This is a genomic window from Nocardia sp. NBC_01388, assembly GCF_045040085.1.
In the GTDB taxonomy this organism is placed as follows: domain Bacteria; phylum Actinomycetota; class Actinomycetes; order Mycobacteriales; family Mycobacteriaceae; genus Nocardia.
The window spans coordinates 1,745,608-1,767,712 of record NZ_CP109553.1; the positions used below are offsets into that span (position 1 = coordinate 1,745,608).

14 protein-coding genes are annotated in these 22,105 nt (G+C 67.9%); 6 read left to right on the forward strand and 8 right to left on the reverse strand.

Annotated elements, in window-relative coordinates; translation table 11 throughout:
• Window positions 1-106 precede the first annotated feature (106 nt).
• From OG716_RS08110 to OG716_RS08125, 4 genes are all read left to right on the forward strand, one after another.
• Window positions 107-1,783, forward strand: a complete 1,677-nt coding sequence (locus OG716_RS08110) for a fumarate hydratase (protein ID WP_405137053.1) — start codon at window positions 107-109, stop codon at window positions 1,781-1,783.
• 194 nt (window positions 1,784-1,977) lie between these two features.
• Window positions 1,978-2,400 (forward strand): M15 family metallopeptidase, encoded by a 423-nt coding sequence (locus OG716_RS08115; protein WP_405139585.1) that lies wholly within the window; start codon window positions 1,978-1,980, stop codon window positions 2,398-2,400.
• Window positions 2,401-2,501: 101 nt separating this feature from the next.
• A complete protein-coding gene (locus OG716_RS08120; RefSeq protein ID WP_355121989.1) occupies window positions 2,502-2,774 on the forward strand; it encodes a hypothetical protein in 273 nt (90 codons plus the stop codon).
• A 131-nt stretch (window positions 2,775-2,905) separates the two neighbouring features.
• Window positions 2,906-4,336, forward strand: a complete 1,431-nt coding sequence (locus tag OG716_RS08125) for a metallophosphoesterase family protein (RefSeq protein ID WP_405137054.1) — start codon at window positions 2,906-2,908, stop codon at window positions 4,334-4,336.
• 191 nt (window positions 4,337-4,527) lie between these two features.
• Here the strand turns inward: OG716_RS08125 and OG716_RS08130 are convergent, their stop codons facing one another.
• From OG716_RS08130 to OG716_RS08160, 7 genes are all read right to left on the reverse strand, one after another.
• Window positions 4,528-5,718, reverse strand: a complete 1,191-nt coding sequence (locus OG716_RS08130) for a hypothetical protein (RefSeq protein ID WP_327139911.1) — start codon at window positions 5,716-5,718, stop codon at window positions 4,528-4,530.
• A gap of 413 nt (window positions 5,719-6,131) precedes the next feature.
• On the reverse strand, window positions 6,132-10,736 hold the full coding sequence (locus OG716_RS08135) for an SbcC/MukB-like Walker B domain-containing protein (RefSeq protein ID WP_405137055.1): 4,605 nt from the start codon (window positions 10,734-10,736) through the stop codon (window positions 6,132-6,134).
• Window positions 10,736-12,172, reverse strand: coding sequence for a TIGR02678 family protein (locus OG716_RS08140; RefSeq protein ID WP_405137056.1), 1,437 nt, complete (start codon window positions 12,170-12,172; stop codon window positions 10,736-10,738). The genes OG716_RS08135 and OG716_RS08140 overlap by 1 nt, the downstream gene beginning before the upstream one ends.
• Window positions 12,172-13,992 (reverse strand): TIGR02677 family protein, encoded by a 1,821-nt coding sequence (locus OG716_RS08145; RefSeq protein WP_405137057.1) that lies wholly within the window; start codon window positions 13,990-13,992, stop codon window positions 12,172-12,174. The genes OG716_RS08140 and OG716_RS08145 overlap by 1 nt, the downstream gene beginning before the upstream one ends.
• A gap of 73 nt (window positions 13,993-14,065) precedes the next feature.
• Window positions 14,066-14,614: a hypothetical protein gene (locus tag OG716_RS08150; RefSeq protein WP_405137058.1), complete on the reverse strand. Its 549-nt coding sequence runs from the start codon at window positions 14,612-14,614 to the stop codon at window positions 14,066-14,068.
• Window positions 14,615-14,730: 116 nt separating this feature from the next.
• Entirely contained in the window at window positions 14,731-15,510 is a 780-nt protein-coding gene (locus OG716_RS08155) for a DUF2127 domain-containing protein (RefSeq protein ID WP_405137059.1), read from the reverse strand.
• Between the two features lie 57 nt (window positions 15,511-15,567).
• Complete coding sequence (locus OG716_RS08160; RefSeq protein ID WP_405137060.1) at window positions 15,568-16,800, reverse strand: XRE family transcriptional regulator; 1,233 nt, start codon at window positions 16,798-16,800, stop codon at window positions 15,568-15,570.
• Between the two features lie 151 nt (window positions 16,801-16,951).
• Here OG716_RS08160 and OG716_RS08165 point away from each other — a divergent pair, with 151 nt between their 5' ends.
• Window positions 16,952-17,257 (forward strand): hypothetical protein, encoded by a 306-nt coding sequence (locus tag OG716_RS08165; protein ID WP_327139905.1) that lies wholly within the window; start codon window positions 16,952-16,954, stop codon window positions 17,255-17,257.
• Window positions 17,258-17,429: 172 nt separating this feature from the next.
• On the opposite strand, the gene OG716_RS08170 is transcribed toward OG716_RS08165, so the two are convergent.
• The gene (locus tag OG716_RS08170) at window positions 17,430-18,323 is read right to left on the reverse strand and encodes a PAC2 family protein (RefSeq protein WP_297615655.1); all 894 of its coding nucleotides are present in this window, start codon (window positions 18,321-18,323) and stop codon (window positions 17,430-17,432) included.
• A 142-nt stretch (window positions 18,324-18,465) separates the two neighbouring features.
• Between OG716_RS08170 and metH the strand changes: the two genes are divergently transcribed.
• Window positions 18,466-22,044, forward strand: coding sequence for a methionine synthase (metH, locus tag OG716_RS08175; protein ID WP_405137061.1), 3,579 nt, complete (start codon window positions 18,466-18,468; stop codon window positions 22,042-22,044).
• The last annotated feature ends 61 nt before the right edge of the window (window positions 22,045-22,105 follow it).

The following is a 22,105-nucleotide window of genomic DNA, read 5'->3' on the forward strand; positions in this document are numbered from 1 at the left end:
GGTTAAGGCTTGCCTGCGCGACAGGGTTCCGGGCGTGCTGGATAGAGTCTCTCTGCTTGAACCGTCGGCTGGGCTTCGGCTCGGCCCTGCTCGAGGAGTGCGACCAGTGACCGCGCCTGACTTCCTGTACTCGGATCTGCTGCCGATCGGTGCCGATGACACGCCCTATCGATTGCTGACGACCGAGGGGGTCAGTATTTTCGAAGCGGGTGGGCGGACCTTTTTGCAGGTGGAGCCCGAGGCGCTGCGGTTGCTCACCGCGGAGGCGATGCATGACATCAGCCATTACCTGCGGCCCGCGCATCTGCGGCAGCTGCGCAAGATCATCGATGATCCGGAGGCCAGCGGTAACGACCGGTTCGTGGCGCTGGATCTGCTGAAGAACGTCAATATCTCCGCGGGCGGGATTCTGCCCATGTGCCAGGACACCGGCACGGCCATCGTCATGGGCAAGAAGTCCGAGGGTGTGCTCACCGGGGCCGATGACGCGGAGTGGATTTCGCGGGGTGTGTTCGACGCCTACACGAAGCTGAATCTGCGGTACTCGCAGCTGGCGCCGATCACCATGTGGGATGAGAAGAACACCGGGCAGAACCTGCCCGCCCAGGTCGAGTTGTACTCGGACGCGGGCGATCCCACGAACCCCGCGTACAAGTTCCTGTTCATGGCCAAGGGCGGCGGGTCGGCCAACAAGTCGTTCCTGTTCCAGGAGACCAAGGCGATCCTGAACCCCGATCGCATGCTGGAATTCCTGGACGAGAAGATCCGCTCGCTCGGCACCGCGGCCTGCCCGCCCTACCACCTGGCGGTCGTCATCGGCGGCACCAGCGCCGAATTCGCTTTGAAGACAGCGAAATACGCCTCCGCGCACTACCTGGACAATATGCCGACCGAGGGCTCCATGTCCGCGCACGGCTTCCGGGATCTGGAGCTCGAGGAGCAGGTCTTCAAGCTCACCCAGTCCTTCGGCATCGGTGCGCAGTTCGGCGGAAAGTACTTCTGCCACGATGTGCGCGTCATCCGCCTGCCGCGCCACGGCGCCTCGCTGCCGGTCGCCATCGCCGTCTCCTGCTCGGCCGATCGCCAGGCGCGCGCCAAGATCACCGCCGAGGGCGTATTCCTGGAGCAGCTGGAACGTGAACCGGCGCAGTACCTTCCGGAGCAGACCGATTCCATCCTCGGCGGCGATGTGGTCAAGATCGACCTCGAGCGGCCGATGTCGGAGATTCGCGACGAGCTGTCGAAATACCCGGTGAAGACCCGGCTTTCGCTGACCGGCCCGCTGGTGGTGGCGCGCGATATCGCGCACGCCAAGATCAAGGAGCGCCTCGACGCGGGCGAGCCCATGCCGGAGTACCTGCGCGAGATGGCCGTCTACTACGCCGGTCCCGCCAAGACGCCCGAGGGTTACGCCTCCGGGTCCTTCGGTCCGACCACCGCCGGGCGCATGGACTCCTATGTCGATCAGTTCCAGGCCGCCGGCGGCTCGCACGTCATGCTGGCCAAGGGCAATCGTTCGGCGCAGGTCACCCGGGCCTGCAAGGAGCACGGCGGCTTCTATCTCGGCTCGATCGGCGGACCCGCCGCGCGACTCGCCCTCGACTGCATCAAATCCGTCGAAGTTCTCGAATACCCTGAACTCGGCATGGAAGCAGTCTGGAAGATCGAGGTCGAGGACTTCCCGGCCTTCATCGTCGTAGACGACAAGGGCAATGACTTCTTCGCCGAAACCCAGAAGCCGATCGCACTGCGGGTGCGAGAGCGGTCCAAGGAGCGAATCTGAGCGAGGGAGACGACTGCATGCGGGTGGACGGCCGTGACGAAATGCCGAGGGCGCAGGCCGAAATGCCTGCGCATCGGGCAGATTCGGCCCCCGGCCGGGCGGCGCTGCTGACCGCGACCCTCGCGCTGTGCGCGGGCGCCGGTCTGCTCGGCGCCGGTGTGCCCGCCGCGCATGCCGCACCCGAGAGCGTGTCGATGGCGCCCGGATCCGGTGCGCTGTCCGGCACCGCGGTCGCCGCCGAGACCGATGGTCTCGACCCGCTGCTGGCCACCGCCTACGAACAGGCGGCCGCCGAAGCGCAGTCCGAGGGCGTCTCGCTGTCCCTCACCTCCGGCTACCGGACGCCCGGTCAGCAGGAGGCACTGTGGGAGGACGGAATTCGCACCTACGGCAGTCCCGATGCGGCGCGGCAGTGGGTGCTGCCGCCCGAGGAGTCCACCCACGTGTCCGGTCAGGCCATCGATGTGGGTCCGCGCGCGGGCGCACAGTGGTTGGAGGACAACGGAAATCGCTGGGGACTGTGCCGCACCTTCGACAATGAGTGGTGGCACTTCGAACGTGTCACCCTGCCCGGAATGCCCTGCCCTGCCCGACTACCCGACGCGAGCCAGCGCTGAGAAAAGGACCGGACATTCTGGTGTCCGGTCGATCACCGCTGTGCGCGGGTCGTTGATTCGGCATCCTTGGGTTCAGCACATTTCTAGCTACGGAGGCATGGGTGGGCAGGCAGCAACACGGCTCGGGGAACGGCAGTCTGGGGCGGCAACGCCCACCGGTTCGAACCTCTCGCCGCCAGCCTGTTCCCGAGTACCGCACCATCCGCGAATCCGTCCTCGCCCCCGGCTGGCTGCTGCTGGAACTTCCCACCGCGGTGCTGCTCGCGGTGTTCGTGGGCACCGGCTGGCTCGGTTACGCCCAGCATTCGGGTACCCCCGCGCAGCCGCGCCCGGCCGTCGTGGTCCCCGCCGACCATCCCGTGCGCGGTCGCTGAACCCGCCCCGGTGGGGCGTGCAGGTGAAATGTCTGGTACCGGAAGCTGATCGGCCATGTTCGGGCACCGCAGCGTTCAACCGGTAACCGTACCGTCGCGGTATAGCTGTTGAGCGGCGGACGGAGATCCCCATGCTGGACCCGCGACTTCGAACCCTCTGGCTGGCCAATGCCGCCACCGCCGTGACGGCGGTGGCGATGCACTCCCAGCGCCCGGTATTCGCCACCTATACCCCCGGGCTCCAACGGGATTCGGTGACGGCTTCCGATCTGGAAGTGGTCACCGTCACCGATGCCTCGGTTGTGCTCACCTGGACCTCGCGCGTCCGCAATCGCGCGGGGCGGCTGCAACCGGCGCCGGCCGACACCGAGGTGCGCCTCGGCCCCGCGGACGGGTACGCCGCACCCGCGGTGCGATACCTCGACTCCCGGCGCACCGCATACCATTACGCGGAAATCGACGGGCTGGAGCCGGGGCGGGCCTACCGCTTCGAGGCCTACTCCGGCGGGAGCCGGGCGGTGCCCGCGCGCACGCTGGTGACGCGGCGCTCCGGAGCACCGGAATCCACCGGGGTTTTCACCACCCTCACGCCGCCGCCCGGCCGGCTGCTGCGCACCATCGCGCTGAGCAACGATCTGCATCTCGGCGAGGACCGCAGCGGTCTGCTGGTGTCCGGACTGATCGACGGGTTGCGGCATGCGACCCAGCAGCATCCGGAGTTCATGCTCCGCGCCGTCCTGGACGAGCTGCGCGGTCCCGGGCGCGCGGCCGATCACCTCATTGCCGCGGGCGATCTCACCGACTGCGGGACTTTCGCCCAATCCGCCGCCGTCCGAGCGCATTTGGATACCTGGGGCGAGCTGGGTTCGGACTACTTCGTCTGCCGTGGCAATCACGACATGCCGCCCAAGGACGAACCCGATCACTGGGGTGCGGTCTTCTACCCGTATCAGGAGCTCGGCGAATACTTCGCCGGCGGACTGCGTCTGCTCGGACTCGACACCAATCGCCCGCGCCCGCGCGGCGGCGGCACGCTCGGGTCGGCTCAGCTCGGGCGGCTCACCGATATCCTGCGCGCCGATCCGGACCGGCCGACGCTCGTATTCGGCCACCACCCGATCACCACGCACGCCGCGATAAGCAACCCCGGCGGACCCGGTTTCGTGCTCGACAGGGCGAATGCGGCGGCACTACAGACGCTCTACCGCTCGGCCCCGGGTGTTTTCCTGCACCACAGCGGTCATACCCATCGAAATCGGGTGACCCGCGCCGATTCCGGAGTGAACGTGGCATTCCTCGAGGTGGCCGCCGTGAAGGAGTACCCCGGCGGCTACACCCTGCTGCGGCTCTACGAGGGCGGCTACATGGCCAACTTCTACAAAACCGCCGGAGAAGCCGCCCGCCGCTGGAGTACCCGCACGCGCCGCCAATACCTCGGCCTGCATCCCGATCACTCCCTGGGCAGCTGCGCGGACCGCAATCACGTCGGCCTGCGTGACTTCTCCGGCCTGACCGCCGCCGATCTCACACCACGGCGCGCGGGGGAGCAGCTCGCGCGCTGAGGCGCCCCCGGCCCACGCGGTAGGTGGTCGGCGAGCTGAGCCGCCGACATCTGCTGCAGTGCAAGCCTTCCGGGAGCGCACTGCCGAGTGGTCCAGCGGCACAACGCTATTGCGCTGACTACGACAGAAATGCCGCTGCCGCCCGCTGGGTGATCCTGCGGGCGGTGGCGGCTGTGCCGGAGTGGTGCGCTTTATTCGAGGTCGGTGCCTCCGTTACGGGCGCGGGCTGCGGCGCGGGCGCGGCGGCGGGCGGCCTGGAGTTCGGCGAGTTCCTGTTCGAGGGTCTCGGCGATGCGGAATTGCCCGGTGTCGTAGACGTTCAGCGGCGGCATGCCGTCATTGAGGTCCGCGAGGGCTTCCGGTTCGGGCGATTTGGCGGACTTGGTGGCCGAAGTCCGTTCTTCCTTCTTGGGAGCGGGTTTCGGGGTCGGCTTGACCGAAACGGGTTCGGGCTCGCTCTCCACGATCCGGCTGGTGTCCACGGGTCGGCTCGTCTCGGCCTCAGGCGCGGCGTTCAGGGCCTGGGCGGGCTGACCCATGGTCGGTGCCGAGGCGGTCGGCCGCTGCGGCCAGGCGACCGTGCTGGGCAGTGTGCGGCGGATCGTCTCGGCCGGGTCGGGCAGATCCCGGATCTGGTCCGTCGCACGGACGATGGCGAGCCCGTAGCGCGCACTGGCGGCATTGTGGATCAGCAGCGCGACACCGATCATCACCGGCGCGATGGCGTGCACGGAGACGTCGTACCAGCTGCCGATCTTCAAGTACGGGTACGTGTTCAGGGTGACCGTCAGGCCCAGCAGCGCCATTTCGGCGGCCACGACCTGCTTGGTGCTGTCGATGACGCCCCACTCGGCGACCTTGTTGGTGCCGATCATGATGATGATCAGGCAGACGCTGATCATCCCTTCGAGCAGGTAGCTGAACCAGAACAGCGGGTCCGACGCGCCACCGGGAGCGATATTGTGCTGGACATTGACTGCGGACCAGAGCATTCCGGCTGCGACGACACCGGCCAGCGCGCGCAGTGACCACCCGCGATGCTTGTACAGCGATGCCAGTTTGGCGTGCGGGCTCGATTCTCGCCGCTGTGCGGCGATCGCCTTGCGAGCCATCAGCAAGTCGCGAATGTCGGCCTTCTCAATCTCTACGGTGGTCTGGCGAGCGCGGTCGGCCGTGGCGGCGGCGGCCTCGACCTGTTTGAGGCGCTGGGCACGATCCTCGTTGCGGATGCGCTCGGCTAGTTGGCGCTCGGCGGTGAGTTCGTTTTCGGAGAGAGCTTCGGTGAGGGCGGGGTCGAATTGGTAGGCGAGCCTTCCGCGCGCCTTCTCGACCCGCCGAGCGAGGACGGAGACGTCGTCCTCCAGCGGATGATCGATCGTCATCGGGTCCCCCGTCCCGGGAGTTTCGATCGCTGGCAGGTGAACTCGATAAGGATCGGCACGGAAAACATTTGTAGTCGATACACCGCCATTGGCGAAACTGTTGATTTGCCGATAGGCCAATCCTCACGGCGTGCCGCGCCGCGACACGCGTAATCCGCTGGCGCCCGGGGTGTTTACCAGGGTCGTTTCGGACCGGGTGTCAGGGATGCTCGCGGTCACGGCGTTCAGCCCACTGGACGGGTGGCGATCGTGACGCGGGGGACGAACAGGGCAACGCGGGCGAAGCCGGTACCTGGCCGATTTGTCGGGAGTCGTTGGGACACAGAAGACCCCGCCGCCCGGACGGCGGACCTGTCCGGGCGGCGGCATCACGACATTTCGGGATGCGATCGGCGCTGTGTTTCGAGAGGTGATCAGAGCAGCGCGATGGCGCCTTCGACACGATGGGGGAGGCGGCGGCGGTTGGGCGAGCCGAGTGCGGCGGTGAGATCGGAACCGTCGTGCTCGGCCAGCAGATCATCACTGTCCCACACCAGCAGCGTTGCGCTGACCGTGTTCTCGGCCGTCGAATGCGCGAGATCGTAGTGCGCGCAGCCGGGAACGTGCGGGTAGGTGATCCAGAGGTCGTAACCGGTCATGAACAGATCCAGATCGAATTGCACCGACAGGCCGAGCAGTTCGCTGCGGCCGTTGTCGTCCACGCCCGCGAACGCCTCGTCCAGCGCGAGCAGGCGCGGGGCCTGCGGATCGGCCGAATCGAGCATGACGTGTGCGGCGGCGAAGAGCGGCAGGTGCAGCGAGACCGACTGCTCACCGCCCGACAGCGCGCTGTGCCGGGCCACGGTGAGCCGGTCCTCGGTGCCGTCGGCGGTGATGATGGTGAACGAGAACACCCGCCAGGTGCGGTAATCCAGTGTGGCCGCCAGGATCTCCGGGAACGAGCGCTCCGGATGCGCGGCGCGGGCCGCGCGGATCTCGGCCGCGAAATGCGAACGGATGGTGGCCAGATCGTCCGGGACCAGTTCCGAGGAATCGCGGTCCAGCAGCTTGCACACCGCGCGCGCCGGCTCCGAGAGCGTATCGGCCAGCACCCAGTGCACGCCGATGGTATTGCCCGAGGACATGCGCCGCTGCTTCATCTCCATGCCCATACGATTGATGAGATCGCGGGCATCGCTGGTGCGTTCGTGTATCTGCTGGGCCAGGCCGGTGAGCAGCGCATCCTCCAGGATGCGGCGCTCGGAATCGGTGAGCAGCAGCTCCTGATCCTTGCGCGCCCCGCCGATGCGCTCGGCGAAATCGGCCAGTGCGGACAGCCCGTGGTCATCGTGCACCTGCACGACGGTGAGACCGTCCGCGGCATCCCAGTGCAGGCGGTAATCCTGGCGGGCGGCGGTGAGGGCCGCATCGAACTCCTGCAGGGCGGCGGTAACCGCGCTGCGGGTGGACTTGCGGGTGGCCTCGCCGGCCCGCACCGAAGCCGTTGCGGCGGCGAGGTTCTCGAACAGTGCCGCCACGTCCTCGGGCAGCACGGCCGGTTCCTGTGCGGGATCGCCGTTCTCGATGCGGTACAGCAGCTGCTCCGGGGTGGACCAGGCGGCATCGCTACTGGGCCAGCGACTCTCGACCGGGGCGCCGAGCAGGCTCAGCAGATCCGGCCGGGCGTACGGGGCCAGATGCCGCACATCGGCCAGCAATTCGGTGAGTGCCGTGCCGAGCGTGTCGTGCGCCGCCCGGTGTGCGCCCTCCGCGGTGCCGACCGCCTCGATGGCCTCGTGCGCGGCCTTGCGGGCCGATTTCTGTTCCGCGCGTGCGGCATCGATGCGCTCGCGGGCGCGCTCGAGTTCGCGGTCGATATCGGCCGCGCCCGCGCCGAGCGCCTCCCGCAGCGTCTCCAGCTTCCGCTGCTGCTCCTCGTAACCGCTGCGCGCCGCCTCCGCCTCCTCGGCGAAGGCCTCCGCGAGATCGTTCGCCTCATCGAGCCGATCGCCCGATTCCCGTGACCGCTCGTGCTCGCGCTGATGGTCACCGCGCAGCCGCAGCAGCGCTGTGCCCGCATTCTCGAAGTGCCGCACCGCCGCCGCCAGCGCGTCCAGCTCGGCCGGATCCCGGGGCGCCTTGTGATCGGCCGCGATGGCGCGCACCTTCTTGTCGGCGGCGGAGTACTCGCCGACCGCCTGATCGAGATCCCGCTCGGCCTGCGCCGCCGCCTCCGACCGCGACCGCAGCATGCCCGCGGCCTCCGAAACGGCGCGCAGCGCCGCGGTGACGGCGGTGGTGCGCGGAAGTGCCTTGGCCGCAGCCGAAACCCGCGCCAGCTCCGCCGTGGCGGCCTGCTCGGCATCCTGGGCATCGCGGACCGATTCCTCCGCCGCCTCGATGGCAGCGGCCAACTCCGCGAGCCGCAGCTCCCGGCGGCGGGCCCGCGCGGTGGTGCCGATGAACTCCGCGTCCGCCTTGAGGTGCCGGCCGACCTGAACGCCCTGGCGGTACCGTCCGTCGGTGGCGACGGCGACGTGCGCACTGTCCGCTGCGCCGATGGCGAGTGCCGCCATCGGCGCGAACTCGGAGGCCCGCGCGCCGGACGCCGAATTCCGCTCGGCCGCAGAGCTGTCCGCGCCGGCGGGCGAGTGCGCGGGGGCCTTCTGTGCCGCTGCGCTGTTCCCGCCCGTACGCCCGGCCAATTCGGACCCGCCTGCATGGCCGCACGAGTCGGACTCGTGCAGGGCGATACTGGCGAGAACGTCGGCGACGGTCTGGCGCGGGACGGTCAGGGCGGCCGAATCGTCCTCGACCACCAGGACATCGGCGAGGGTGCGGCCGGAGGGGCGCTGGGCCTTCGGCAGGGGGCGCAGGAATTGATCGGAAGTGTGTTCCGGCAGTTCGGTTTCGGCGCAGACCCAGGCGTCGAGGAGGTTGGCGGCCTGCAGGGCTGCTTCGATGCCCGCGGCAGCCTCGGGGGTGATCGTGTCGGCGAAGCGGACCAGGCGCCACAGGGGCGCGCCGGGGCGGTCTGCGGTGCGGACGTCGGTGCGGGCCGCGAATGCCGCTGGCGCATCATCGCGCTCGGCCGCGACCTGCTCGCGTTCGGCGCGGAGTTCGGCGGCGCGGGCCTTGGCCTGCGCGGCGTGCGCGCGGGCTTCCTGGCGGCGAGTGCGAATCTCCTCGGTCAGCGGCTCGGTGCGGTCCGCGAGCACCTCGGCGGGGGTCGCGAGTACACCGGCTTCCTCGGAGGATGAATCGGCGGGAGCGCCTTCGCCGGACGCCTTGCCCGCACCGGAATCGCTGCTGTCGGTACTCGATACGCCGTGCGAGCCCGCTGCGGCGTCATCGCTTTCTGTCGCGTTCGGCCCGTGGTTGTCTGCCGCACCCTTGCGGTTGCGGCCCTTCCCGCCCGCTGAAGGGCCTGCGGTGCTGAGCATTCCGGCTGCGGCACTGGTGCGCTGGGGAGTCGGGTGTTCGGTGCCCGCGTGGGCGAGAGCGTCATTGAGCGCTTCGAAGAGGCCCTCGCGGATGGGGGAGTAGACCTCGCGGTGGGTGTCCCACCAATCACGCAGGGAGATGGCGGTATCGGAGCGGGCGAGCACCACCGAGGCTTCGGCCTGGGCGAGTTCGGCTCCGGCGGCTTCGCGCAGTTCGCTGGCGCGCTGGGCGGCGCGTTCGGCGCGGGTGCGTTCGGTGACGGCCGCGTCGACCATGGTGAGGGCGCGGCGCACGGCGCGAACGTCGGCGTCGCGCTCCTCGGCGTGACTGCGGACGGTGGTGGTCAGGTGTTCGGTGCGGGCCTGTTCGGGCAGGGCGGTCCAGCTGATGCCCGCTTCCTCTGCGGCGGAGCGCAATTCGTCCTCACCGCGTGCGAGGGCGGAGGTGGCGTGCTGGACGGCGGCCTGGGCGCGCTCGGATTCCTGGGCGCGCTGATCGACGGTCTGGCGGGCCTTGAGCGCTTTGTCGCGGTGCACGGCGGAGGAGGTCTCCAACCGGCGCACCGCATCGGCGAGATCGTCGAGCTGCTGCTTGCCCTCGTAAGCGCTGGAGCGCTGCAGGGTTTCGCGATCGGACAGCGCCTGCTCGTAGGCGCGGTCGGCGTCCTCGGCGCGGGTCTCGACGGCGGCGCGTTCGCCGTCGCGGCGCTGCCGCAGTGCGGCAGCGGCATGGAGTGCGGTACTGGCGTGGGTGACCGCGTCCAGTCGCACGCGGACCTGATCGATATCGGTCTTCGCCTGCACGGCAAGGTATTTGCGGTATACGCCGACAAAGGCGCGGGTGGCGCTGTCGGCCTGGACCAGGCCCTCCAGGGTGCGCCCGACCTCCTCCATATCGCTGAAGGAGCGGGCCGCGTCCAGAATCAGCTGCTCGTCCAGGGGCCGCAGACCATCGGTGAGCGCCTGTGACAGTCCGCGCGGGTCCAGGTTCTTGGCCAGCTGCGGGCGGCGCAGTGTGAGAATCAGATTGATGAGCTGGTCGTAGCGCTGCTGCCCGAGCCCGAACATGCGGGCGTCGATGGCGGCCCGGTATTCGACCGGCCGATCCATGATGGCGTCGCCGCCGATCTGCTCGGCCAGCTGCTTGCGGGTGAGCGGGCGATCGTCCGGGCCGAGCAGCGAGAAGTCCACGCCGACCCGGCCGTCCGCGACGAAGTACCAGCGTGTGACTTTGTCGGAGGAGCGGGTGGCGCGCATGCCGATGCCGACGGTCACCGTCTCCGGTTCGGCCCAGGTGCCGCGCGCGAACTCCATCCACACGTACGAGTACGCCGATTCCTGCTTGCGGTACAGCAGATTCGACTTCATGGTGCGCTCTTCACCCGCGAACGGATTGAGCCGCCGCGGTTCGATGCGCCCGTCCAGTACGAACGGGAACAGCACCTCCAGCGCCTTGGTCTTACCGGACCCGTTGGGGCCGCGCAGCACAATGCGCCCGTCCGCGAAGCAGAACTCCTGATCGCGGTAGTCCCACAGGTTGATAATGCCCGCGCGGGTGGGGACGAAGCGGACTCCACCGTGAATGAGGTCGGCCATCAGTTCCCGGATCCCTTCTCTGACGAGACAAGTGCCGGTGCGGCATCGGGTTCCCCGACGTCGCCCGGCGAGATGAACAATTCCGACTCCGAGCGGGTGCGGATGGTCACGATGGCGCCGCGGTAGCGGGCCAGCGCGGGCAGAATGATCAGGCCCGCACCCAGTTCGGGAGAGTTGACCGATTCCACCAGCCGCAGGCGTTCCAGCAGCGAGATGACCTCGGTGGTGAGTCCGGGGACATCGGCTTGCCACTGCGCCGCGAAGGTCGCGCCGTAGCGCTTGGCGAGCATCTGCACCGTGTCGCGGATCCAGTCCGCGCCGATGAACGGGTACTCCGGGATGTCCGGCTCCTGCTCCTGCCGCTCCGAATCCTCTTCGGTCGCAAAGATGTCGAACGGATCGGCCAGCGGCGCGAAGACGGTGGCGCTGGGGATGGCGCTGTCGAGCTGCTCCACCAGATCGGCGATCGGCACCTCGGGCCGGGGGATGCGCGCGACCGGGGCGTCGAGATCCAGTACCAGGTCGGCGATTTCACCCGCCAGCAGCAGGGCCACCTGGGCCAGCGTGCCGGTGCCCGGGAAACGCACATCCGAGAGCCGGCCCGAACTGTCGATGAGCGCAACACCTTCGGCGCGGCGCTCGGCGCGCAGTCCGGTCACCAGTTCGACCTCGTGCACCAGCTTCTCCTGGCCGAGCAGGGAACGATGCGGTTCGGCCAGGTCATCGATATAGACGACCGGCTGCTCGACCAGGGCGCGCCGCACCGATCGCGAGGCCAGCGCGAGTGCGGGAGAACGGGTATCGCCGCCACCGGCCTCCTCGCCGAGCAGTCCGCCGACACTCTGCAGATGCTGCAGCGCCCGCGGCGGCCGGAACAGGGCGAACACCACCGAGCGGTCGATATCGTACAGCGCCTCGCCCGCTTCGGGATCGCTCGCCCAGCCGCCCGCGTCACCATCGGCGAGGGTGACCGCGCCGCGTGCCGCCAGCCAGCCCACCGCGTCCACGAACGCATCCCGGTCCGCCGCCCGATCCGACGCCAGATCCAGCCCGTCCACCCGCTCGGTGTACGAGGCGACCTGAGCGGCCAACTCCGACAGCGTGATCTGATCCCCCGCCCGTCCCAGCGCGGCCAGCGCCAATGCCAGATACGCATACCGGCGGCGATCGAAGAGCCGATCCGCGGTCGTCCGCGCCGGCCGCCCCGGATCGAGCTGATCGAGCACCGGGAACAGCCGCGCCGTCGTTTCGGTGACCTCGAGCCGGTACCCGAACAGCTCGGCCAGATCCTCCCGCAGCTCCGTCGCCCACCGCCGAATCAGTGGCAGCGCAATCCGATCCGGATAATTGCGGGTGATGAGGTGATTGGCCAGCACCACCCGGGCAGCGCGCTGATAACTGTCCAGCGCGAGGGAATCGATAGTGCGTGCGTGCATCAGTCGTCCACCGTCCCGTCGTCGGCATCGTCCACGGGCACGGTCGCGCCGCTGGTCGAGGAGGTGGATCCGGCACTGCGCGAAGAGGACACGAAGTTGCGGGCGGCAGGCCCGCCCACGGGCTCGTGTCCGTCGTCGGTCTCGGGCAGTGCTGCGCCGCTGCCAGTGGAGGTCGATCCGCCACTGCGCGAGGAGGACTCGAGGTCGCCGTGGCCTGCGGGCTCGTGTCCGCCGCCGGTGCCCGACGCGCGGCTGGTCGCCCGCCCCGGCAACTTGCTGGTGCGGGTGGACACAGTCTCGCGGACCTGGAGGCGGCGGTTGTTGAGGTGCAGGAGGCCGCGGGCGGTGCGCACGGCGGTGGAGCCCGCGCACTCGGTCACGGTGAGGGTGACGCCGCTGTCGGAACCGGTTGTGCCCGAGACGCGTCCGCTCACCGGCACCCAGGCGGTGGAGGCGGCGTCGATCAGGCGCAGCAGGACCTCGGTTTCGCGTTCGTCGAGTTCGCGCTCGTGGACATCGGCGCTGGCCAGGGAGCGGGCGGCGGCGGCGCGGGCGCGCTGTGAATCGAGCTGGGCCTCGCGCAGGCGGCGGATGCCGGCGTCATTGCGCTGCAGCCGTGCCGGTGCGCCGGGTGTGGGCGGCCGCCCGGTCTCGGCGAGGGTACGGGCGATCTCCAGGGGCGGTGCGTCCCACCAGGATCGGATGGCCGGAATGATATCGGCGTCGGGATGATGCATGGCGAGATGGCGTGGCCGCCCCAGGCCGAATACGGCGTCGTAGAGCGCGTGCGCGGCATCGGCGGTGGGTGCGGCCGTGAACCAGCCGGCCAGATGCCGCAGCGCCGACTCCCGGCTGACTCCGCCCTTACGCGTCTCGGTCACCCGGCGCAGCAGCGAGAGCACCGCCGCGATGGCGCTCATGGTCGCCTCGCGCAGCCGCTCGCATTCGGTGAGACCGCCCTCACTGCCGTCGCCCACGAACCAGGACCGCAGCCCCTGCCAGCGTGCCCGCCAATCGGCCTGGCGCTCAGCGGTATTGAGCAGCACCCGCTCATCGCAGCGGGCCGCGCGCTCGATGAGATCGTCGACCCCGGTCTCCTCCACCGCGCGAATCGCGGCGGCCAGGCGCGGCGCGAACCGCGCCAGGTCCATGGAGAACTCCCGCATATGCGCGAGCAGCGCGTCCTTGTGCGCCAGGAAGGCCTCGGGCGTCGCCTCGGTGGTGCGCACCAGATCGCCGAGCGTCAGATAGAAGTGCGCCGCGCGATCCGCCAGATCCGACAGCGCCCGATCCAGGCGATTGAGCACCCGGTACACCCGGGGCGCGTCGCCGCTGCTGTTCGCCTCGGCGAGGGTGTGCAGATCGGCGAGCAGCTCCGGCAGCACCAGCCGCGAGAGCGACGCCTCGTCGAGCCGGGCCTCCAGCACCTCCGACACTGCCCGATATGCCTGAAAACCGGCCTGCGAGAACTGATATACGAAGTGCCGATTGCGGTACTCGGCCAAAGTCGCGGCCCGGGTCCCGTCATAACTGCGCTCCAGCACACCCCACTGGTGCAGCTGCTCGAGCAGCGGCCCCACCTCGGTGGGCGTCAGCGCGGGACCACCCGGGCAACGACCGAGCGTCTCGACAACGTCGGAGGCGTGCAGCAGCACCACATAGGCCCCGCGCGCCATATCGAAAGCGCGCAATACCCACAGGTAGTCGCCCCGCTTCTCGGCCGTGGCGAAGGAGAACAACCGCAGCCGCTCGGCATGCGGAAAGTCCTCGGCCCCGGCCCCTCCGGGGTCGGTCAGCAATCCGTCAGCGGACTCGGTCACCGGGAAAGATTAGTACTGCCCACCGACTGGGATGGCATTGCGGCCGGTGTCGGCGCGCCTGCCTGCGCGGCGCTCAGTCCGGCAGGTCCGCGTGCAGACCGGTCCAGCAGCCGAGCCGGACCACCCGGACCACGTCCGATCCGAGGGCTGCCAGGGCTTCGGCGCGGTCGGCGGGCACGAAGACCAGCGCATAGTTATCGGTGACGTTTTCGAGAGCGGCCACGGTCGTCCCGATCTCGAAACATCGCTCGCCGATCAGCTCCAAGAATCGTTCTATGGCACCGAAGGTGTCGTGCTCGTACGGCGCTCGCTCGGCCAGGAACGGTTCGTACCAGTCCCAGGAGAGTTGCTGCGGAAAGGTCGGCACCGCCCGCAGCACCTCGCGCACATCCCCGTAGTCGTCCTGGTAGTAGAACCACCCGAGCAGGCCCGCATCCCCGACCCCGCCGACCAATTCGGCCTGCGCCTGCGCCTGATGCCACGTGCAGTCGTGGTCCTCGTCCCGATCCGCGTGATCGCGATCGGCCGCCGCGCGGACCGCCGCGGTTATGCCCGGCACCTCGGGCGCGATCAGTTCGGCCGCCCGCACCACCCGATCCCGATCGGATTCCCAGTCCGCCATCATTCCTCCGCACCTTCGACCGCCCGCCATCCTGCTAGGCACAGACCTGGCGGAACAAGTCGACGCCGAGGCCTCGAGCTCCGAAAAGACGGCGTTTCCGTAACCGTGAAGCTGCCTCAGCCCGCGGCGGCGCTCTCCGCCTTGGCGGCAACGGCCGAACGTTCCACGGTGAGAAGGCTTTCCGTGTGATGTTCGGCGTAGTAGGCGCGGGAACCGCCATTGAGACCGAACAGGCTCTTGCTCCAGAGCAGCCAGATCACGGCGGCCAGATTGATCAGCAGGGCGGAGGCGCGCAGGAAGGTGATCTTCTCGGTGAGCTCGTAGATCTCCAGTGGCAGGAAGATGCTGGTCGCGATGACGGCGAAGTATTCACCCCAGCGCTTGACCAGCCAGAGACCGACCGCCTCGGTGAGCTGTATCGCGGCGTAGGCGAACAGGGCCACGGCCACCCAGATCAGCGTGGCGGGGGAGAGGGTGAAGGCTTTGTCGACCCAGTGCACGATCTTGGAATGGTCGGGGTCCCAGCCGATCTGGTCGGCCAGCTGCCGAATCAGGGGCAGTTCCTCGCCCCACTTCGTGCGCCAGTGTTCCTGGGAACCGCGCAGCTCGAGCACACCCGCACCGACCAGCAGCAGCAGCAGAGCGCGGAAGATGCGCTCGAGGGCGAGCAGGCGCATGATGACACGGTCGCGCAGCAGCCGTCCCCGGGGTACCTCCGGGGCATTGTCGGCGGGGCCGTGGCGGCGGGGCTCACCGGGGACGAAGTCACCACAGCGCAGGCAGCGCCAGGATTCGCCGGCCGGGGTGGTGACGTGCAGGCGCGCGGCGAGCTCGGGCTCGTCGGGGGCATAGGTCTCGTGCCCGCGGGTAGCGCAGGTCCACAGACTGAAGTCCATGGGCTGGAGCGTAACCGGAATGGACCCGGGTTGCCTCGAGTGTGGACCGTGGCGGATTCAGCCCGCCGCGAGCGCGCGCAGCTGATCCAGATAGGTGCGGGTGCGCGGGTCGCCCGGGAAGTGCTGGATCATTTCGCGCGCGGTCTCCCCGGCGATCCACATGAGCGAGGGCAGTGAGCGGCGCTTACCGGTGAAGGCCCGCATGCCCTCGTCCAGGGCGAGCTCCAGATCGCGGTCGTGCACCGCGACGACCGCGAGGGTGAGGTGCGCCTCGGCCACCCGCATGGGTTTGCGAATGGTGCCGTCGGGGCGCGTGGAGGTCAGAATCACCTGGCGGGCATAGCTTTCGGCGAGGCGGTCGTCACCGGCGACCCGGCAGCAGTCCATGGCGTAGAAGTCGAACTTCTGCGGATCGACCACGAAGTGATTGTCCAGATTGGCGGGATGGTCGAGCCGGTCCAGAATCGAACGGCCCTGGGCGAGTGCGGCTTCCATCTCGCGCCGATCGCCCAGCCGCGCCCAGGCCTTGGCCCGCTGCGCGGCCAGCTGCACACCCACGCCGAGGTGTTCGGTACCGGCGTGTGCCGCCTCGGCCGTTTCGATGGCGCCGCGATAGTTGGCCTGGGTCGAGGCGAACCAGGCGGCCATTTCGGCGCCCCAGCCGATGATTTCGGCGTGCTCGGCCTCCTGGCCCAGTGAGAGTGCCGCTCTGCGAGTGGCTTCCGCGGCGGTGCGCCAGCCCAGATCGTAATCAACACAACCGACCAGTAGGGCAACCCAGCCGGCCAGCACCAGCACCTCGCGATGCTGCGCGAGAGTAAGCCGACCGTCCAGTAGGGAGGTAATGCGCCGCAACCACGCGGTGCCCTCGGAATGTAGCTCGTGCGGATCGGCGCACGGGTACTCCGAACACAGCCGGTCTGCGGTGATGTGGATCGCATCCAGCGTCGCAGAGGACACATCGGACATACGTAGCCGCCCAATGAATTCGAGCGTGTCCATCCCGGTGGCGGAAAGTAGCTCGTCATCCCGATTCGGCCGGGCCTTCGGGAAGAAAGCGGCGGTCACGGTATCGAAGGAGGCCGCGATGATGGGTGCGTAGAAATCATCGGGCCGGGATTCCCCCGACTCCCAGCGCCGCCAGTTGCGCAAAAGTGTGCTGTCCGTTGGCAGATTGTGGCTCGACTTACCCCGCATGGCGCGCACGGCGTCGGCTTGTGACCACCCCCGAGCATCACGTTCGGCGCGCATTCGGACAGCCCAGACAGGTCGATCATCGACAGCGGACACGCTCTGTAGTATCTCACCAGTTACCCTCTCGTGGACCCGGATAGGGCACGTCGATGTCAGTGGGTTGACATCTGCAATTGCATCCGAGAGAACGCCATGCTTGAGAAGGGCACACGACAGGACAGCGATCCCCAATCCAACGGAGGTTCGGGTGGAAGCGTTGATCTATGGGTACGTGCGTGACGATCTGGCTGATGGGTGCAGTGAAGAGCTGGAGGACGCAATGACCAGCCTGGCCCAATCGGCAGGATTCTGTTTCGCCGCCACGTTCCATGAATCGACCCCCGGCGACGGCACCGCGTTTGCGGAGCTGACCGCCGAACTCAAGCGTGCCGATGCTCACCATGTGGTGGTGCCGTCACTCGATCACCTTGCCGGTCAGACGATTCCGCGAGATATCCTCATCGCGAAACTGGCTCATGAGGCAGCGGCTCAGGTGTGGGCCGTGGAGCACTGAGGGCGCAGGCCACGAATCTCACGCCGATCGGCGTTACCGAAAGCATGCAGCGAAGCTCACATACAGCGAGCTCATGAGCCGCGTGGCTGGCCGTGCTCCAAACGGCCAGCGCCGCTGCGTTTCCGGGACCAAGCGTTGGGGCTCAGCGTTTTCGGGCTCAGCGTTTTCGGGCTCAGAGACCGAAGCCGCCGCGCCCACGCCGGCGCAGATATTTCTCGAATTCGGCCGCGATGGCGTCGCCGTCGATCTTGGCCATGGCCTCGTTGAGGTCCACCTCGGCATCGCCGCGCTCCTCGAGCGAGCGCACGTACTCGGCGATTTCCTCATCGCCGGTGGTCATTTCATTGACCGTGCCCTCCCACTCCTCGGCCTGCTCGGGCAGACCACCGAGCGGCACCTCGACATCGAGGACATCCTCGACCCGGTGCAGCAGGGCGATGACCGCCTTGGGATTCGGCGGCTGAGAAACGTAGTGCGGCACCGCGGCCCAGAAGGAGATGGCCGGCACACCCGCGCGCACGCAGGCGTCCTGCAGTACTCCGGTGATACCGGTCGGTCCCTCGTAGCGGGTCTGCTCGAGGTTGAAGCGCTCGGCGGCTTCCTTGTTATAGGCGGTGCCGGTGACGGGAACGGGCCGGGTGTGCGGGGTATCGGCCAGCAGCGCGCCGAGGATCACCACCGTGGTCACATCCAGCTGCTCCACGAATTCGAGCAGGTCATTGCAGAAGCTGCGCCAGCGCATATTCGGTTCGACGCCGCGCAGCAGCACCACATCGCGTTCGCTGCCGGGGGGCGAGCACACCGAGAGCATGGTGGACGGCCAGTGAATTTCGCGGGTCACGCCGTCGACCTGGCGTACCGTCGGCCGGTTCACCTGATAATCGTAGTAATCCTCGGAGTCCAGCTCCGCGAGCGGCTGCGCGTCCCAGATCAGCTCCAGGTGCTCGACTGCCCCACTTGCCGCGTCGGCCGCGTCGTTCCAGCCTTCGAAGGCGGCCACGAGGATCGGATCCCGCAGCGTGGGCAGGTCCGAATCGGGTGGCACCGGGGGTTCACTGGCGTTCACCCGGTCAGCTTAGGGGGTGAGCTCGTCAGACGCGCCAACGACGCGCAACCGTGCAGGTTGGCGGCTCGACCCGGGGACCTGCGGAGAGCGGCGCACCACACCGAGGCTCGGATTGTCCGTGCCTCCCACTACTCTTGAGTACATGTCTGTGTCCCCCCGCGCCGAGTTCGACACCACCCTACTCGACACGCTCAGTCGGCGTGTCGTCATAGGCGACGGTGCGATGGGCACCATGTTGCAGGCCGCGGATCTGACTTTGGATGATTTCCGTGGCCTTGAGGGTTGCAACGAGATTCTCAACGAAACCCGCCCTGACGTGCTGAAAAGCATTCACCGCGCCTACTACGAGGCCGGCGCGGACGCGGTCGAGACCAATACCTTCGGTTGCAACCTGCCCAATCTCGCCGATTACGACATCGCCGATCGCATCCGTGATCTGTCCGAGCGCGGCACCCGCCTTGCCCGTGAGGTCGCGGACGACATGGGACCGACCGAGGACGGGACTCCCCGGTACGTGCTCGGTTCCATGGGTCCGGGCACCAAGTTGCCGACCCTCGGTCATGCGCCGTACGCCACACTGCGTGACGCCTACACCGAAGCCGCCCTCGGCATGCTCGACGGCGGCGCCGACGCCATCCTCATCGAGACCTGCCAGGACCTGCTGCAGGTCAAGTCCGCGATCGTCGGCAGTCATCACGCCATGGCCCGCGCGGGTCGCAAGATTCCGATCATCACGCACGTGACCATGGAGACCACCGGCACCATGCTGGTCGGTTCGGAGATCGGGGCGGCGCTCACGGCGCTGGAGAACCTCGGCATCGACATGATCGGATTGAACTGCGCCACCGGCCCGGACGAGATGAGCGAGCATCTGCGCCATCTGTCCAAGCATGCGCAGCTGCCGGTCTCGGTGATGCCGAATGCGGGTCTGCCGGTGCTGGGCGCCAAGGGCGCGGAGTACCCGCTCTCGCCCGAGGAGCTCGCAATCGCCTTGAGCGGCTTCGTCTCCGAGTTCGGGCTGGCGCTGGTCGGCGGTTGCTGCGGTACCACTCCCGAGCACATTCGCCAGGTGCGCGCCGCGGTGCGCGAGGTCACCCCCGGGGTGCGCACGCCCTCGCACGAGCCGGCCGTGTCCTCCATCTACAGCGCCGTGCCGTTCGAGCAGGACGCCTCGGTCATGATGATCGGCGAGCGCACGAATGCCAACGGCTCCAAGGCCTTCCGTGATGCCATGCTGGCCGAGGACTGGCAGAAGTGCCTGGACATCGCCAAGGACCAGATCCGCGACGGCGCGCACATGCTGGACCTGTGCGTGGACTACGTGGGCCGCGACGGCGCGAAAGATATGAACGAGCTCGCCGCTCGCCTGTCCACCGCGTCGACGCTGCCGATCATGCTGGACTCCACCGAACTTCCGGTGCTGCGGGCGGGGCTCGAGCAGCTCGGCGGCCGCTGCGCGGTCAATTCGGTCAACTACGAGGACGGCGCCGGGCCGGAGTCACGATTCCAGCAGACCATGGCGCTGGTGGCCGAACACGGTGCGGCCGTAGTGGCTTTGACCATCGACGAGACCGGTCAGGCGCGCACCGCCGAGACCAAGGTCGCCATTGCCGAGCGGCTCATCGCCGATATCACCTCCAACTGGGGCCTGGCCGAGTCCGACATCATCGTCGACACGCTGACCTTCACCCTGGGCACCGGTCAGGAGGAGTCCCGCAAGGACGGCCTGGAGACCATCGAGGCCATCCGCCTGCTCAAGCAGCGGCATCCGAATGTGCAGACCACACTAGGTCTTTCGAATATCTCGTTCGGCCTGAATCCGGCCGCGCGCCAGGTCCTCAATTCGGTGTTCATGCACGAATGCGTGCAGGCCGGACTGGATTCGGCGATCGTGCACGCGTCGAAGATCCTGCCCATGGCCCGGATTCCGGAGAACCAGCGCGAGATCGCCCTGGACCTGGTCTACGACCGCCGCCGCGAGGATTACGACCCGCTGCAGGAACTGATGGCCATGTTCGAGGGCGTCTCGGCGGCCTCGTCCAAGGCGTCGCGCGCCGAGGAAATGGCCTTGCTGCCGCTGTTCGAGCGCCTCGCGCGCCGGATTGTCGATGGTGAGCGCAATGGTCTGGAAGCCGATCTCGACGAGGCCATGCAGCAGGTCCCGCCGCTGCAGATCATCAACGACACCCTGCTCTCGGGCATGAAGACCGTGGGTGAGCTGTTCGGCTCCGGGCAGATGCAGCTGCCGTTCGTGCTGCAGTCCGCCGAGGTGATGAAAATCGCTGTGGCGCATCTGGAACCGCATATGGAGTCCACCGACGACGCCGGTAAGGGCCGCATCGTGCTGGCCACCGTCAAGGGCGATGTGCACGATATCGGCAAGAACCTGGTGGACATCATCCTGTCCAACAATGGCTACGAGGTCGTGAATATCGGTATCAAGCAGCCGATTTCAGCGATCCTGGATGCCGCGGTGGACAAGAAGGCCGATGTCATCGGCATGTCCGGACTGCTGGTGAAATCCACCGTCGTCATGAAGGAGAACCTCGCCGAGCTCAATGCCAAGGGAGTCGCGCAGCAGTTCCCGGTGCTGCTGGGCGGTGCGGCGCTGACACGCTCCTATGTGGAGAACGATCTCACCGAGGTCTACGAGGGCGATGTGCACTATGCGCGCGACGCCTTCGAGGGCCTCAATCTCATGGACGAGATCATGACCCGCAAGCGCGGCGGCGCCATCGATCCCAACAGCCCGCAGGCGATCGCCGAACGGGAGAAGGCCGCCGAGCGCAAGGCCCGGCACGAGCGTTCCAAGCGAATCGCCGAGGAGCGCAAGGCCAAAGAGACGCCGATCGTGGTGCCCGAGCGCTCGGATGTGGCCGCGGATCTGCCGGTGCCGACGCCCCCGTTCTGGGGCACTCGCGTCATCAAGGGCCTGTCGGTGAGCGAGTACTCAGGTCTGCTCGACGAGCGGGCGCTGTTCCTCGGTCAGTGGGGCCTGAAGGGACAGCGGGCCGGCGACGGGCCGTCGTATGAGGATCTGGTGGAGACCGAAGGCCGTCCGCGCCTGCGCTACTGGCTGGACCGGCTCATTGCCGAGGGTGTGCTCCAGCATGCCGCGGTGGTGTACGGCTACTTCCCGGCGGTGTCCGAGGGCGATGATGTGATTGTTCTCACCGAGCCGAAACCCGATGCAGCGGAACGGTATCGGTTCACTTTCCCGCGGCAGCAGCGTGACCGGTTCCTGAACATCGCCGACTTCATTCGCTCCCGCGAACTCGCGGCAGCGCGCGGTCAGGTGGATGTGCTGCCGTTCCAGCTGGTCACCATGGGGCAGCCCATCGCCGACTTCGCCAATGAGCTGTTCGCACAGAACAACTACCGCGACTATCTCGAGGTGCACGGCATCGGCGTGCAGCTCACCGAGGCGCTCGCGGAGTTCTGGCACCGGCGCATCCGGGAAGAGCTTGTGGTGGAAGGACATTCCGTCGCCGAACAGGATCCTTCCGATGTACAGGAATACTTCAAACTCGGATACCGTGGCGCGAGGTACTCATTCGGCTACGGTGCGTGCCCCGACCTGGAGGATCGCGCGAAACTTGTTGACATGCTGGACGCGGGCCGGATCGGGGTGATGCTGTCGGAGGAATTGCAGCTTCATCCGGAGCAGTCGACGGACGCGTTCGTACTTCTGCACCCGGAGGCGAAGTACTTCAACGCCTAAGATTTTGTAGAGGTTCGGGCTTGTCGCGCAGCGTTGCAGGGTGGCTCGGCGCGAAAGCCAG

What these genes read in the sequence shown, in the direction of transcription:
- OG716_RS08125 (WP_405137054.1), top strand. Translation starts at nt 2,906, where the DNA reads ATGCTGGACCCGCGACTTCGAACCCTCTGGCTGGCCAATGCCGCCACC.
- OG716_RS08135 (WP_405137055.1), bottom strand. Translation starts at nt 10,736, where the DNA reads ATGGCCGACCTCATTCACGGTGGAGTCCGCTTCGTCCCCACCCGCGCG.
- OG716_RS08115 (WP_405139585.1), top strand. Translation starts at nt 1,978, where the DNA reads ATGGCGCCCGGATCCGGTGCGCTGTCCGGCACCGCGGTCGCCGCCGAG.
- OG716_RS08150 (WP_405137058.1), bottom strand. Translation starts at nt 14,614, where the DNA reads ATGGCGGACTGGGAATCCGATCGGGATCGGGTGGTGCGGGCGGCCGAA.
- metH (WP_405137061.1), top strand. Translation starts at nt 18,466, where the DNA reads ATGTCTGTGTCCCCCCGCGCCGAGTTCGACACCACCCTACTCGACACG.
- OG716_RS08155 (WP_405137059.1), bottom strand. Translation starts at nt 15,510, where the DNA reads ATGGACTTCAGTCTGTGGACCTGCGCTACCCGCGGGCACGAGACCTAT.
- OG716_RS08140 (WP_405137056.1), bottom strand. Translation starts at nt 12,172, where the DNA reads ATGCACGCACGCACTATCGATTCCCTCGCGCTGGACAGTTATCAGCGC.
- OG716_RS08130 (WP_327139911.1), bottom strand. Translation starts at nt 5,718, where the DNA reads ATGACGATCGATCATCCGCTGGAGGACGACGTCTCCGTCCTCGCTCGG.